The 12,581-nt window shown below is 62.3% G+C and carries 10 protein-coding genes; all 10 read right to left on the reverse strand.

Going from position 1 to position 12,581, the window contains the following annotated elements; all coding sequences use genetic code 11:
- Positions 1 to 4: 4 nt before the first annotated feature.
- Positions 5 to 271 (reverse strand): DUF2934 domain-containing protein, encoded by a 267-nt coding sequence (locus AU074_RS05675; RefSeq protein WP_003207537.1) that lies wholly within the window; start codon positions 269 to 271, stop codon positions 5 to 7.
- A gap of 24 nt (positions 272 to 295) precedes the next feature.
- Entirely contained in the window at positions 296 to 3,052 is a 2,757-nt protein-coding gene (locus AU074_RS05680) for a malto-oligosyltrehalose synthase (protein ID WP_076013889.1), read from the reverse strand.
- Positions 3,049 to 5,133 (reverse strand): 4-alpha-glucanotransferase, encoded by a 2,085-nt coding sequence (gene malQ, locus AU074_RS05685; protein ID WP_076013890.1) that lies wholly within the window; start codon positions 5,131 to 5,133, stop codon positions 3,049 to 3,051. Before malQ ends, AU074_RS05680 begins: the two co-directional genes overlap by 4 nt.
- A complete protein-coding gene (treZ, locus tag AU074_RS05690) occupies positions 5,130 to 6,881 on the reverse strand; it encodes a malto-oligosyltrehalose trehalohydrolase (protein ID WP_076013891.1) in 1,752 nt (583 codons plus the stop codon). Before treZ ends, malQ begins: the two co-directional genes overlap by 4 nt.
- 17 nt (positions 6,882 to 6,898) lie before the next feature.
- A complete protein-coding gene (gene glgA / locus AU074_RS05695) occupies positions 6,899 to 8,458 on the reverse strand; it encodes a glycogen synthase GlgA (RefSeq protein ID WP_076013892.1) in 1,560 nt (519 codons plus the stop codon).
- 522 nt (positions 8,459 to 8,980) lie between these two features.
- On the reverse strand, positions 8,981 to 9,934 hold the full coding sequence (locus tag AU074_RS05700; RefSeq protein ID WP_076013893.1) for a D-2-hydroxyacid dehydrogenase family protein: 954 nt from the start codon (positions 9,932 to 9,934) through the stop codon (positions 8,981 to 8,983).
- 26 nt (positions 9,935 to 9,960) lie between these two features.
- Positions 9,961 to 10,974 (reverse strand): alpha/beta fold hydrolase, encoded by a 1,014-nt coding sequence (locus tag AU074_RS05705; protein WP_076013894.1) that lies wholly within the window; start codon positions 10,972 to 10,974, stop codon positions 9,961 to 9,963.
- A 56-nt stretch (positions 10,975 to 11,030) separates the two neighbouring features.
- Complete coding sequence (locus AU074_RS05710) at positions 11,031 to 11,462, reverse strand: YqaA family protein (protein WP_076013895.1); 432 nt, start codon at positions 11,460 to 11,462, stop codon at positions 11,031 to 11,033.
- A 3-nt stretch (positions 11,463 to 11,465) separates the two neighbouring features.
- Positions 11,466 to 11,912: a DUF411 domain-containing protein gene (locus tag AU074_RS05715; RefSeq protein WP_076013991.1), complete on the reverse strand. Its 447-nt coding sequence runs from the start codon at positions 11,910 to 11,912 to the stop codon at positions 11,466 to 11,468.
- A 154-nt stretch (positions 11,913 to 12,066) separates the two neighbouring features.
- Positions 12,067 to 12,522: an SRPBCC family protein gene (locus tag AU074_RS05720; protein ID WP_076013896.1), complete on the reverse strand. Its 456-nt coding sequence runs from the start codon at positions 12,520 to 12,522 to the stop codon at positions 12,067 to 12,069.
- Positions 12,523 to 12,581: the final 59 nt, after the last annotated feature.

Below are 12,581 nucleotides of genomic sequence, written 5' to 3' on the forward strand. Positions count from 1 at the left end.
CGGGTCAGGGCGCCTTGGGCTTCTTCGCAGCAGGCTTCTTCGCCGCCGGCACTGCGCTTGGCTTGGCTGCCGGTTTGGGCGCTGCCGCCGCCGGCTTGGCTTTAGGCTTGGCCTTGGCGGCCGCCTTGGGCGCTTTGGATGGCGTCAACGCTTCGGCTTCCGCCAGCTTGCGCGCCATCTCCCAGTGTCGCGCGTCCTCGCCGTGGGGTTTGCCTTCCGACTCCCAGATCTGATGCGCCAGTTCGCGTATGCGTTTGTCTTCAGTACTCATCGCAATGCTCCTCACAGAAAATTTTCAGCTTTCTTGATCATCAGGATTGATAAAGACATTGACCGGGAAATCCCCCAGGGCAGCGCTGATCATGAGCTCCTTGTTTGGTGTGACTGCGCCTGTTCGGAAAAGTCCCTTCCAATTTTGGGTTGGTGCGGCGAACGGTAAACGGACCCGGGTATCGCCCCAAATCTGCGCGTTGATCAGCGGATGCACACCGTTTTCAAGCAGCCGATGAGGCCAGCGCGGCACCACCACCAGCAGCTGTTTACCCTGGTATTCGCGGTAGAAAGCGACCACCCGTTCGGCGTGCTCGCCCACCACTTCCAGAGGTTCGTAAGTGCCCTGGCGAAACAGCTGCGGGTACGTCTTGCGCAGCGCCAGGACCTGGCCGATCAATGCCTGTTTTATACGCCCGTCATGCCAGTTGAACATCAGCTCGCCGATGTCCGGCGGCGTGTGCAACCCCTTTTCTCGCGCGTGAAAATCCACCGGCCGGCGGTTATCAGGGTCTACCAGAGTGAAGTCCCAGAACTCATCGCCCTGATACAGATCCGGCACGCCCGGCACGGTGAGGCGAAGCAAGGATTGCGCCAGCCCGTTGACCGCGCCCGCCGGGGCAATGGCCTGGGCGGCTGCGCCGATGGCATCGCGCAGGGCCTTGCCGGAGTCTTCCAGCAGCAGCCGTGACAGGAACGCTTCGACACCTTGTTCATACAGCTCGTTAGGCGCGCTCCAGCTGCTTTGCAGCTTGGCCTCGCGCAGGGCTTTTTGTTGCCACTGCCAGAGGCGCTGATGATAGTCCGCCAGGCCCTCGGCATCATCGCGATGCAGGTCCAGCGGCCAACTGCCGAGCAGCACCTGATAGAGGATCAACTCATCACCGGCTGATGGAGTGTTGGCATCGCTGCGCAAACGGGCGGCGTGGGTGCGCCATTGCTCCACCTGCTCGGCATACCACTCGGCGCATTCGCTGAGCACCGCCAGGCGTGCACGGGTGTCTTCGCCGCGCTTGTGATCGTGGGTTGCGGTGGCCAGCAGGTTGTCGGGGAAGGTGCGCAGGCGCTGCTGGTTGATGGCGTGGAAATCCGCCAGCGGTGCGCTGAATTGTTCGGTGCTGAAGCCCACGTCATTGCGCGACAGCAACACGCCCGAGCGATAGAACGCGGTGTCTTCCACGGCCTTGGCGGCCGCCGGTGAGGTCAGTTGCTGGAAGCGCACGCAGGCATGCTTGAGCATCTTGCGTTCGCGGCCCAATGGGCGGTCGCGCCAGGGTTGGCCGCCGAGCCATTTTTCCAGGTAGTCGAGCACCGGCCAGTCGCCTTCGCTCAAGGTGCTGCGGGCACCTGCCAGGGCTTGCAGGAAAAATACGTCGTCCAGTTCGCTGCGGCCCCGGGCGCTGATGTAGGTGCGGTACACCGGGAAGTGCACGATCAGTTCCTGCAATGCCCGGCGAATTGCACCCAGGGTCAGGTCGCGACTCATCACATCATCCCGAGCTACTTGCAGCAGGGCCTGGGCCACGCTTTCGAAGTCGCCGGCCAGGGAGCCGTTGAGTATCTGCTGGCGAGCCAGCCAGGCTTCTTCGATAAACGACGACGGGCGTTCGGTGTGGCGCGCCCACAACTCGGCCAGGGGCTGGAAGCCATCCGGGTCGTGTTGCAGCAACGACAGCTGGTTCATGAATTCGTAGCCGGTGGTGCCGTCCACTTGCCAGTCTTCGCGCAGGGTTTCGCCTTCGCCGAGGATCTTCTCGACGAAGATTGGCAAGTGCCGCCCACCGGCCAGGGAATCCACCCGGCGGCGTAATTTGCGGCAGTAACCGCGAGGGTCGGCGAGGCCGTCGATATGGTCGATACGCAGGCCATCGATCAGGCCTTCGCTGATCAGCTGGAAGATCTTGCCATGGGTGGCCTCGAACACCGCGCTGCGTTCAACCCGCAGGCCGCCCAGCTCGTTGACGTCGAAGAAGCGCCGCCAGTTGATATCGTCCGCCGCCGTGCGCCAACTGGCCAGGCGATAGCTTTGTTGTTCCAGCAGGTTGTGCAGGCGGGCAAAGCCTTCGGGTTGGCGCGCGTCGTAGAGGCTGAGGTTGTCTTCGATGGCCTTCAGGGTTTGCGGATCGCGGGCAGCTTCGACCAACTCCTGTTTCAGCGCGGCGGCCTGGGGGTAGGCGTCTGGCTGGTAGGCCAGGCCGCTGAAGCGGTCGGCCAGGGTCTTGGTCGGCAGCAGTTCGCCGTAATCTCGTGGGCAGATCGGGAAGCGATGTTCGTAGTGCTCGACGTAGAAGCTGCCGTGCTGCGGGTCGAAACGCAGGGGCAGGGCGCCGGTTTGCAGGGCTTCGCCGTAGTCGCTGCCAAGGAACGGCATCAGTAGTTGGCCCTTGAGCAGCGGGTCTGGCGAGTGCCATTGAATGTCGAAGAACTCACTGTAGGGACTCAGCCGGCCCCATTCCAACAGGTCAAGCCACCAGCGGTTATCGGCACCGCCGACGGCCATGTGGTTGGAGACGATATCGAGGATCAGCCCCATCTCATGTTCGCGCAGTGCCGCCACCAGGCGACGCAGTGCGGGTTCGCCGCCCAACTCGGGATTGACGGTGGTGGGATCGACCACATCATAGCCGTGCATGGACCCGGCACGGGCACTCAGCAGCGGTGAAGCGTAGAGATGGCTGATGCCCAGCTCGGCGAAGTACGGCACCAGCGGCACCGCATCGTCGAGGGTAAAGCCCTTATGAAATTGCAGGCGCTGGGTAGCCCGCAGGGTCAAGGATTTCATCGGTCACGCTCGTGGGCCTGGATGCGCGCTACGGCCAGCAGCTCAAGGCGGCGGGCGGCGTTTTCATCGTCGAGCAGGGTGGTTGCATCGCCCGCCAGGCGGCGCCGCCAATTCGGATGGGTGTCGGTGGTGCCGGGCAGGTTGGCTTGCTCCTCAACCCCCAGGGCATCCTCCAGCGGCAGCAATACCAACGGTGCCCGGGTGTGGCCCAGGTAGCGCACGCTGGCGTCGATGACATGATCGGTTTCGTTGCGCACTTCATCGGTGAAGTTCTGCGGGTCCTGGCTCAAGGCCTGGCGCAGCGCCTGGCGTTCCCGCAGGCGGTGGTCGCTCCATTGTTCGACGGTGGGAGCATCGATCAGCCCCAACTGGATATTCCAGTCGATATCGCGGCTGTGCCACCAGCCGTTGAGGGTCGGTAAATCGTGGGTGCTGGTGGTGGCCAGCGCGTTGTCCGGCCAATCCAGAATCGGCTTGAACTGGCCGTCGTGGTCTTGCTCGAACAACAGCACGCGCATGCCAAGGATCGAGCGGGCGATCAGTTTTTCCCGCAGGCCGTCGGGTACGGTGCCCAGGTCTTCACCGAGGACGATCGCCTGATGGCGGCTCGACTCCAGCGCCAATAAGCGCAGCATGTCGTCCACCGGGTAATACAGGTACGCACCTTCACGCGGTGAGGCATCCATCGGGATCACCCACAGGCGTTGCAGGCCCATCACATGGTCGATGCGCAAGCCGCCGGCATGGGCGAAGTTTGCCCGCAGCATTTCGATAAAAGCGCGAAAGCCATTGCGCTTGAGGCCTTCGGGAGAGAACGCAGAAATGCCCCAACCCTGGCCTGCGCGGTTGAGGATGTCCGGTGGCGCACCCACGGTGAGTTCCGCCAACAGTTCGTCCTGACGGCTCCAGGCCTGGCTGCCGCCGCCGTCAGCGCCTACGGCCAGGTCGGCGATCAGACCGACGCCCATGCCGCTGCCGCGCGCCGCTTGTTGCGCGCGCTCCAGGCAACGGGCGATCAACCATTGGCTGAAGGCGTAGAAGCCGATTTCATCCCTATTGGCTTCGGCAAATTGCACCAGCGCCGGGCTTTGCGGGCTCTGCCAGTCTTCGGGCCAGTGACGCCAGTCGAGACTCTCGCCGCTGGCCGCACGTTCGGCCTGCACGGCTTCGAAGCGGCAGTGGTTTTCCAGGGCTTCACCGCCAGCCTGGCGGAAGCTCAGGAAGTCGGCGTGTTGCGGGTGGTCGCCCCGGCGAAAGTCTTCATACAGGGTGCGCAACAGGCGCTGCTTGGCTTTGGCAGCGGCCGGCCAATCGATCAGGGATTGCTGCTCAAGGTCATGCAGCTCGTCGGCCAGTCCGCTGGCTTCGATGGCGATTTGCACCGCACGTTCGCCCAGGATGCAGCCGGGGGAGGCGTACAAGCTGTTGAGGAACAGGCGGCTGGACGGGGAATACGGGCTGAAGCGTTCGGTGTCGGCGCTGAACATCGCGTGCATCGGGCTGATGGCCAGGGCATCGGCGCCGCGTTCGGCAGCAGAGCGGGCCAGTTGCTCCAGGGCCTGAGTGTCGCCAAAGCCTCCGTCGCCACTGCGTCGCAGGGAATACAGTTGGGCGCTCAGGCCCCAGGCGCGGGCGGTTTCGGTGTCGACCGCTTCAGCGACGGTGTAGCAATGAGTCGGTGCCACGGCCAGGGTGAAATGCTGGTCGGCGATATGCACCTGTTGGTAGCCCACCGGGATCGATCCGGACAACACCGCATTATCGTCCAGGCGCAGGTCCAGCACGCTGTCGTCTTCGAGGTGAATCTGGCACGGCGTACCGGGGGCGAAGTAGCGCGCCAGGTCGAGGCCCGCGCCGCTGTCGACGGTCATCAGGGGCGGCAGGTGCTTGTCTTGCTGCACGCGCTCCAGGTCTTGCAGGCTGGCTTCGATCTCGGTGTCGCTGTCGGCCGGGTGGCCCAGGCCTTTGAGCACGGCGCGCAGGGCGTCGGCTTTGACATGTTGCGGGCGGCCATTCGCGTCGATCCAATCGACGGCCAGGCCCGCTCGGCTGGCGAGTATTTCCAATTGCGCGTCGCTCAAGGGTGCTCTCCAACAGGGGAATGGGTGAGGCTGACGCGGGCGCTGAAGGGGGCCAATTGTTTGGCCCCGCTGGCCTGCGTCACAAATAGGAGGTGCTCGGCGGCCGGGTAGTTCAGAGAATCGGCGCTCAGGTTGAGGTCGATCTGCAGCAGGCTGCCATTGCCCAGGCGCCAGCGCGCCGTGACCGCGCCTACCGCCAGCACTTGCGCGCCCAGGGCGACGCTGCCCGGCAGGTGCGGCACGATATGCTGGTGGCGCAGGCTCAGTAGCTGGCGGTAGAGCTGCGAGTCGCCGCAGTCGGCGAGGGCGGGCGCCGAGCGGCGGAAGGTTTGCAGGGAATTGGGGTCGGGAATTCGTTCGCGGCGTTCGGGGTCGCTGAACGCGGCAAAGTCGGCAAACTCGTTGCGCCGGCCTTCGCGTACCGCCTCGGCCAGTTCGCCGTGGTGGTCGGTGAAGAACAGGAACGGTTCTTCTGCGTTGACTTCGTCGCCCATGAACATCAGCGGAATCATCGGCGACATCAGCAACAGGGTCGTCGCGGCGCTCAGGGCCTGAGGCGAACACAGTTGATGCAGGCGTTCGCCCAGAGCGCGGTTGCCGATCTGGTCGTGGTTCTGCAGGAACAGCACAAAGGCGCTGGGCGGCAGGTGGCCGCTGGGTTCGCCCCGTGCGTGGCCATGGCGCGTGGTGTGGCCCTGGTAGATAAAACCTTCACTCAGGCAGCGGGCCAGTTTGCCGGTGGGGTCTTCGGCGAAGTCGGTGTAGTAAGCGTCGGTTTCGCCGGTGAGCAGCACGTGCAGCGCGTTGTGGCCGTCATCGTTCCACTGCGCATCGAAGCCGCGCTCCAGCAGGCTGGCCTGGTTGAATTCGTTTTCCAGTACCAGCCACACATGGCGGCCGGTGTCGACTTGCTGGCGTACTTTTTGCGCCAGTTCCTCAAGAAATTCGGGATCGTTGATGGCGTGCACGGCGTCCAGGCGCAGGCCGTCGAAGCGGTATTCCAGCAGCCACATCAGCGCGTTGTCGATGAAGAAGTCGCGGACCTCACGTCGATCAAAATCGATGCCGGCGCCCCAGGGTGTGTGCACGTCTTCGCGAAAGAAGCCTTTGGCGTAGGTGCCGAGGTAGTTGCCGTCGGGGCCGAAGTGGTTGTAGACCACATCGAGAATCACCGCGAGGCCATGGTGGTGCGCGCTGTCGATCAACTGTTTCAGTTGCTCGGGCGAACCGTAGGAAGATTGGGGGGCGTAGGGCAGGACGCCGTCGTAGCCCCAGTTGCGTTCGCCGGGGAATTGCGCGATGGGCATCAGCTCAATGGCGGTGACGCCCAGTTCGGCGAGGCGCGGCAGTTGTTTTTCGACCTCGGCGTAGCCCCCCAGTACGCCCACGTGCAACTCGTAGATCACCGCTTCGTGCCAGGGCCGGCCTTGCCAGTGGCTTTGGCGCCACTGATAGGCCAGCGGGTCGACCACCACGCTGAAGCCGTGAACGTCCGTGGCCTGTGCCCGGGAAGCCGGGTCGGGAACGTCCTGTTCGCCGTCGATGTTGTAGCGGTAGCGTGTGCCCGGTGGGCATTGCAGCTGCACCACAAACCAGCCATCGGCCTGGGGCAGCATCGCGACCGATTTACCTTCTTCAAATTCAACGCTGACATAAAACGCGTCTGGCGCCCACAAGGCGAAACGGGTGTGTTCCGCATCCAGCATGATCGCGCCGTGGGGCCAGGTTTCCAGAGTCCTTGACGGCATCTATGAAGACCTCTTTTTTACTGTTTCCCCGATCTTCCCAGCGCTTTCGCTACCAGTTGCTCATAAAGTTCGGCATAGGGTTCCACTGCCTGGCACCAGTTGAACGGTGCGGCCATAGCCCGGCAACGCATGGCGTTGAGCAAGCCTGGGAAGGCGAAAACCTTGAATGCGCGGCTCAGGGCCGCTTTATAGCTTTCGACAGTGGATTCGTTGAACAAGAAACCGGTGACGCCATCTTCGATGGTGTCGGCCAGGCCGCCAGTGTTGCGGGCAACCGGCAACGAGCCGAAGCGCTGGGCGTACATCTGGCTCAGGCCGCAGGGTTCGTAACGGGATGGCATCAGCAGGAAGTCACTGCCGGCGAACATGCGCCGAGCGTCGGTCTCGTTGAAACCGATGCGCACGCCGATCTGGCCGGGAAAGCGCAGCGCCAAGGCGCGCATTGCTTGCTCTTCTTCCGGCTCGCCGCGACCGATGATCGCGATCTGGCCGCCGTTTTCGACAATAAAACTGGAGACCGCTTCGGTCAGGTCCAGGCCTTTCTGGTAGACCAACCGCGACACCACGGCGAACAGCGGGCCGGTGGAGTCGTCCAGGCCGAACAGGTTGCGTACATGGGCGGCGTTCTGTGCCTTGCCTTCCCAGTCACCGATGTTGAAGGGGTGAGTCAGGTGCGGGTCGGTAGACGATTCCCAGCTTTCATCAATGCCGTTGGGAATACCGCTGAGCAAGCCTTGCTGGGTCTTGCTGGCGAGGAAGCCATCCAGACCGCAGCCGAATTCGGGGGTGGTAATTTCCTGGGCGTACGTGGCGCTGACCGTGGTGATATGGCTGGAATACGCCATGCCGGCCTTAAGGAACGAGAGCTTGCCGTAGAACTCCATGCCTTCCTGTTGCAAGGCGTGTTCGGGAATCCCCAGCTCCGGGCACGAGGCCAGGCTGACCACGCCTTGGTAGGCGAGGTTATGAATGGTGAACAGCGTAGGGGTACGTGACCCACGCCAGTGCATATAGGCCGGCGCCAGGCCTGCGGGCCAGTCATGGGCGTGCACCAGGTCCGGGCACCAGTGGATTTGCGCCAGGTTGGCGGCAATATCGGCGGCGGCCAGGCCCAGGCGGGCGAAGCGGATATGGTTATCGGGCCAGTCACGGCCGTTATTGGCGCCGTAGGGCGTGCCTTCGCGTTCATACAGTTCGGGGCAGATCAGCACGTAGATGACCAGGCCATCCTTGAGGTCCATGCGCCCGATCTTGCACGGCGGCAGCGCAGCGTGGCCGCCCAGCTCACCGATGATATGGATGGGGTTGTCGCTTTCCAGCACCTGCGGGTAGCCGGGGATCAGCACGCGCACATCATGCAGGTGCGCCATGGCGCGGGGCAGGGCGGCGGACACATCACCCAGGCCGCCGGTTTTCACCAGGTCAGCCAGTTCCGAGGTGACAAACAGCACTTTCTTGCGATTGGGATTACGACTTTGAACCGGCCGCAGCGTGTTGGGAAGGTCAACCAAAGAGGTCGGCCCGCCAACCGGCTGACTAAAACGCTCTCCCTGAGTATCTACAGCGGCACTGATCATAGTTCTCTCCCATGTGTTGGTCGGCTGATGGCATATGGCAATCAGCAAAGGTTGACCGCATCCTGCGGCCAGGCGCACAAGCGCTACACAGACTGGCAAGCCTTATGCCAGTTGTGCTGGAGTCTTAAATTGAGTGGATGGACGGGCGTTCGGTGTGAACCGTCAGCGCTCGCCTTACCTTAAACCTGACCTACGGCAGAGTTGGAAAGTTTCGATTTTTTGCGGGGTTTTTGTTTTGGATCGGACCCATCGGTCATGAGTCTAGGACAGATCCTAGAGCCCGTGGGGTCTGTGGGAGATTTTTGTAGGACAAAATTTTTTTCATGTGCGGGAAGTACCGTTCTCCTCTGGTGAGACGGCCCTTTGTGGCGAGGGGGCTTGTCCTCCGTTGGTTGCGCAGCAGCCCTGGAAGGGGCACCGCGTGCTTCAGGCAGACCTCAGTGCCTGATTTAGGGCCGCTACGCAGCCCAACGGGGGACAAGCCCCCTCGCCACAGAAGTGCATCTGCGCGATTTTGGTGCGTTAGCTCAATGCGCGAAGGGGCGCTCCTTTGGCCCATGACTGAATATCTTCGATCATTTGCTGGTAGAACTGGCGGTAGTTCTGCTCACTGACGTATCCAACATGGGGCGTGGCCAATACGTTGGGTAACTGGCGGAACGGATGCCCGGCCGGCAGAGGCTCCTGGGCGTACACATCCAGTGCCGCTCCCGCCAGGCGGCCACTGGCCAGCGCATCAATCAAAGCTGCTTCGTCGACAATCGGTCCGCGGGCCGTGTTCACCAGATGCGCTGTAGGTTTCATCCAGCCCAACGCCTCGGCGTTTACCAGACCGCGGCTGCGGTCGCTGAGCACCAGGTGAATCGACAACACATCCGCCTGCTCGAACAGTTCGCGCTTGCTGACCCAGGTCACGCCGGATTCGGCGGCGCGTTCCGGCGTGAGGTTTTCGCTCCAGGCAATCACGCGCATGCCGAACGCCTGACCAAACTTCGCGACCTTCTGGCCAATGCTGCCCAGGCCGAGAATCCCCAGGGTCTTGCCGTACAGATCACCGCCCAGGCCCACCTGCCAACCGCCGGAGCGCAGGGAATTGGCTTCGGCCAGCAGGTTGCGGGTGGAGGCCATGACCAGCGCCCAGGTCAGTTCCGGGGCGGCGTGCTTGTAGCTGTCGGTGCCGCAGACTTGAATGCCCAAGGCCTTGGCCGCTGGAATGTCGATGGCGGCGTTGCGCATGCCGCCGGTCACCAGCAGCTTCAGCTTGGGCAAGCCTTGCAGCAGGGCCTGATCGAAAGTGGTGCGTTCGCGCATCACGCAAATCACCTCGAAGCCCTGTAAACGCTCGATCAAGGTGGCGGTGTCCGCTGGGTACTCGTGGACGAAGTGCACCTGGCCGACCGACGCCAGGACTGACCAGTCCACCACGCCACTGGCCACATTCTGCCAATCATCAATCACTGCGATCTGTACCGACATGCACGCGAGCCTCGAAAAAGGTTGGATTAGAGAGCGTTCAGCCCTTGCAGCAGCGCCTTGTGAAACTGTGCCGGTTCTTCCATTTGCGGGGCATGGCCCAGGCCCGGGAATTCCACCAGGGTAGCGTGGGGAATCAGCTTGGCCACTTGCTTGCCCAATACCGCATAGTTGCCGATCTTCGCCTTGACCGCCGGTGGCGCCAGGTCTTTGCCAATGGCGGTGTTGTCGGACGTGCCGATCAGCAGCAGGGTGGGCATCTGCAGGTCCTTGAACTCGTAGTACACCGGCTGGGTGAAGATCATTTCGTAAATCAGCGCTGAGTTCCATGCCACTTGGGTGTGGCCGGGGCCTTTATTCATCCCGGCGAGCATATCGACCCAGCGGTCGTATTCAGGCTTCCAGCGGCCGACGTAGTAGGTGTCGAGCTCGTACTTGCGGATGCCTTCGGCGGTCAGTTTCAACTCGCGCTCGTACCATTGGTCAACGCTGCGATAGGGCACGCCAATGGCCTTCCAGTCTTCCAGGCCGATGGGGTTCACCAGTGCAAGCTGTTCGGTTTGCTGCGGATAGAGCAGGGCGTAGCGTGTGGCGAGCATCCCACCGGTGGAATGGCCGAGGAGCGTGGCTTTCTGAATGCCGAGTTTTTCCAGGAGTTGGTGGGTGTTGATCGCCAGTTGCTGGAAGCTGTACTGGTAATTGTCCGGCTTGCTGGAGGTGCAGAACCCAACCTGGTCCGGGGCGATCACCCGGTAGCCGGCGTCGCTCAGGGCCTTGATCGATTCATCCCAGGTGGCGCCGCAGAAATTCTTGCCGTGCATCAGCACGATGCTGCGCCCGTTCGCCTTGCCCTTGGCCGGCACGTCCATGTAGCCCATCTGCAGGGATTTGCCCTGGGATTGGAAGGTGAAGTGTTCCACCGGGTAAGGGTATTTGAAACCTTGCAGTTCGGGGCCGTAGGTCGGGCCCTCGGTGGCGGCGAATGCGGGAAGGGCGCTGCCGAGCAGCAGGCTGGCGACGCAGAGTGAGCGGATTTTGGACATGGGTACAGGCTCCGGGAACAGTGCCCGGATGCTGTGGCGAGGGGATTAACGGGAGATTAAATCCAGTGCAGGGTGAGCATGGCCAATACCCCGTAGCGCGCCCCTTTGGCCAGGCTCACCAGCAGCAGGAAACGCCAGAACGGCTCGCGCATGACCCCGGCCACCAGGGTCAGGGGGTCGCCGATGATGGGCACCCAACTGAGCAACAATGACCAATGGCCCCAGCGTTGATAGTGGGTACGGGCCTTTTCCAGATGCTTCGGACTCACCGGGAACCAGCGCCGCTCCTTGAACCGCTCAACCGAGCGCCCCAGCAACCAATTCACCACCGAGCCCAATACGTTGCCAACCGTTGCAACCACAAGTAGCAGCCAAAGACTGTAGTGCCCGCTGATCAACAGCCCCACCAGCACCGCCTCTGATTGCATCGGCAACAGCGTGGCGGCGCCGAAGGCGGCGAAAAACAGTCCCAGGTAACCGGCGAGCATCAATCAGCGTGCCGGATAGTCAGCCACTACCACGTCTTTGCCTTCGCGAGTCAGGCCGATCACCTGATAGGCATCGCTGCTGCCGTCCATTTCCATGCCCGGCGAGCCCAAAGGCATGCCCGGTGCAGCAATGCCCAGCAAGTCGTCGCGCTTGCGCAGGGCCAATACCTGATCGGCAGGTACATGGCCTTCTACGAATTTGCCGTCGATCACGCCGGTATGGCACGACGCCAGGCGCGGCGCCACGCCCAGGCGTTGCTTGACCTCGCTCATGTTGGTTTCCACATGGTCGTTGACCTTGAAGCCGTTGCTTTCCAGATGGGCAATCCACTTTTTGCAGCACCCGCAGTTGGCATCGCGGTGCACATCAATCGGGATCAGCTCGGCAGCCTGGGCCAGGGGGCTCATGAGCAGGGCCGACAGCACGGCCAGTCGCAGGGTGGTTTTCATCATCATCTCGTCAGATAAAGGGCAACAGCCGGGCATTCTCCGCGCTTTTTACAAAAGGGTTTTCCGGGATTGTTACGAGGTTTTACGAAACACCGGCAGCACCAGAATAACGGCCTGGTGCTGTCGGAAAACTGAGAGGGAGATGACGGTTTTGTCAGGAAGACGGGGATTCCAGGCGCTGCTTGAGCTGGTCAAGGGCTTGGTTGGACAGGGCGATCATGCGTTCATGCAAGGTGGGCAGTTGCAGTTCGGTTTCATAGATAAGCACACGGGTAAACAAGGTGCCGTCGCCTTTGGCCTGCAAGAAATAGTGAATGCAGCCGTCCACTGCCAGCGAAGTAAATGCGGTCTTGAACTCCCGCGGTCGCTGCGCAACCTGCACGCGATAGCTCATGGGTACCCGCACACCCAGCAGGTCGATGGTCTCGGTAAAACGATGGCCACTGGGCAAGGAGCCCGTGGTGCCGGTGTCGGCGCCCAAGGATGTCGGATGCCATTCATGCCAGCGATCCGGTTGGGTGACATAGTCGTAAACGGTTTCGATAGGGGCCTGGATATAGCGTTCCTGACTGATCCGCTCCAGACGGATCGGGTGCTCAACTGCGTGCATGACACACCTCCTGTGTGGCGGAGCGAACTGTCAGAATAGTCTGGCTCCCGCGCATTGCA

The sequence above is a fragment of the Pseudomonas sp. ATCC PTA-122608 genome (genome assembly GCF_001952855.1).
Classification (GTDB): domain Bacteria; phylum Pseudomonadota; class Gammaproteobacteria; order Pseudomonadales; family Pseudomonadaceae; genus Aquipseudomonas.

What these genes read in the sequence shown, in the direction of transcription:
- treZ (WP_076013891.1), bottom strand. Translation starts at nt 6,881, where the DNA reads ATGCCGTCAAGGACTCTGGAAACCTGGCCCCACGGCGCGATCATGCTG.
- AU074_RS05705 (WP_076013894.1), bottom strand. Translation starts at nt 10,974, where the DNA reads ATGTCCAAAATCCGCTCACTCTGCGTCGCCAGCCTGCTGCTCGGCAGC.
- AU074_RS05700 (WP_076013893.1), bottom strand. Translation starts at nt 9,934, where the DNA reads ATGTCGGTACAGATCGCAGTGATTGATGATTGGCAGAATGTGGCCAGT.
- AU074_RS05680 (WP_076013889.1), bottom strand. Translation starts at nt 3,052, where the DNA reads ATGAAATCCTTGACCCTGCGGGCTACCCAGCGCCTGCAATTTCATAAG.
- AU074_RS05675 (WP_003207537.1), bottom strand. Translation starts at nt 271, where the DNA reads ATGAGTACTGAAGACAAACGCATACGCGAACTGGCGCATCAGATCTGG.
- AU074_RS05720 (WP_076013896.1), bottom strand. Translation starts at nt 12,522, where the DNA reads ATGCACGCAGTTGAGCACCCGATCCGTCTGGAGCGGATCAGTCAGGAA.
- AU074_RS05710 (WP_076013895.1), bottom strand. Translation starts at nt 11,462, where the DNA reads ATGCTCGCCGGTTACCTGGGACTGTTTTTCGCCGCCTTCGGCGCCGCC.
- AU074_RS05715 (WP_076013991.1), bottom strand. Translation starts at nt 11,912, where the DNA reads ATGAAAACCACCCTGCGACTGGCCGTGCTGTCGGCCCTGCTCATGAGC.
- glgA (WP_076013892.1), bottom strand. Translation starts at nt 8,458, where the DNA reads ATGATCAGTGCCGCTGTAGATACTCAGGGAGAGCGTTTTAGTCAGCCG.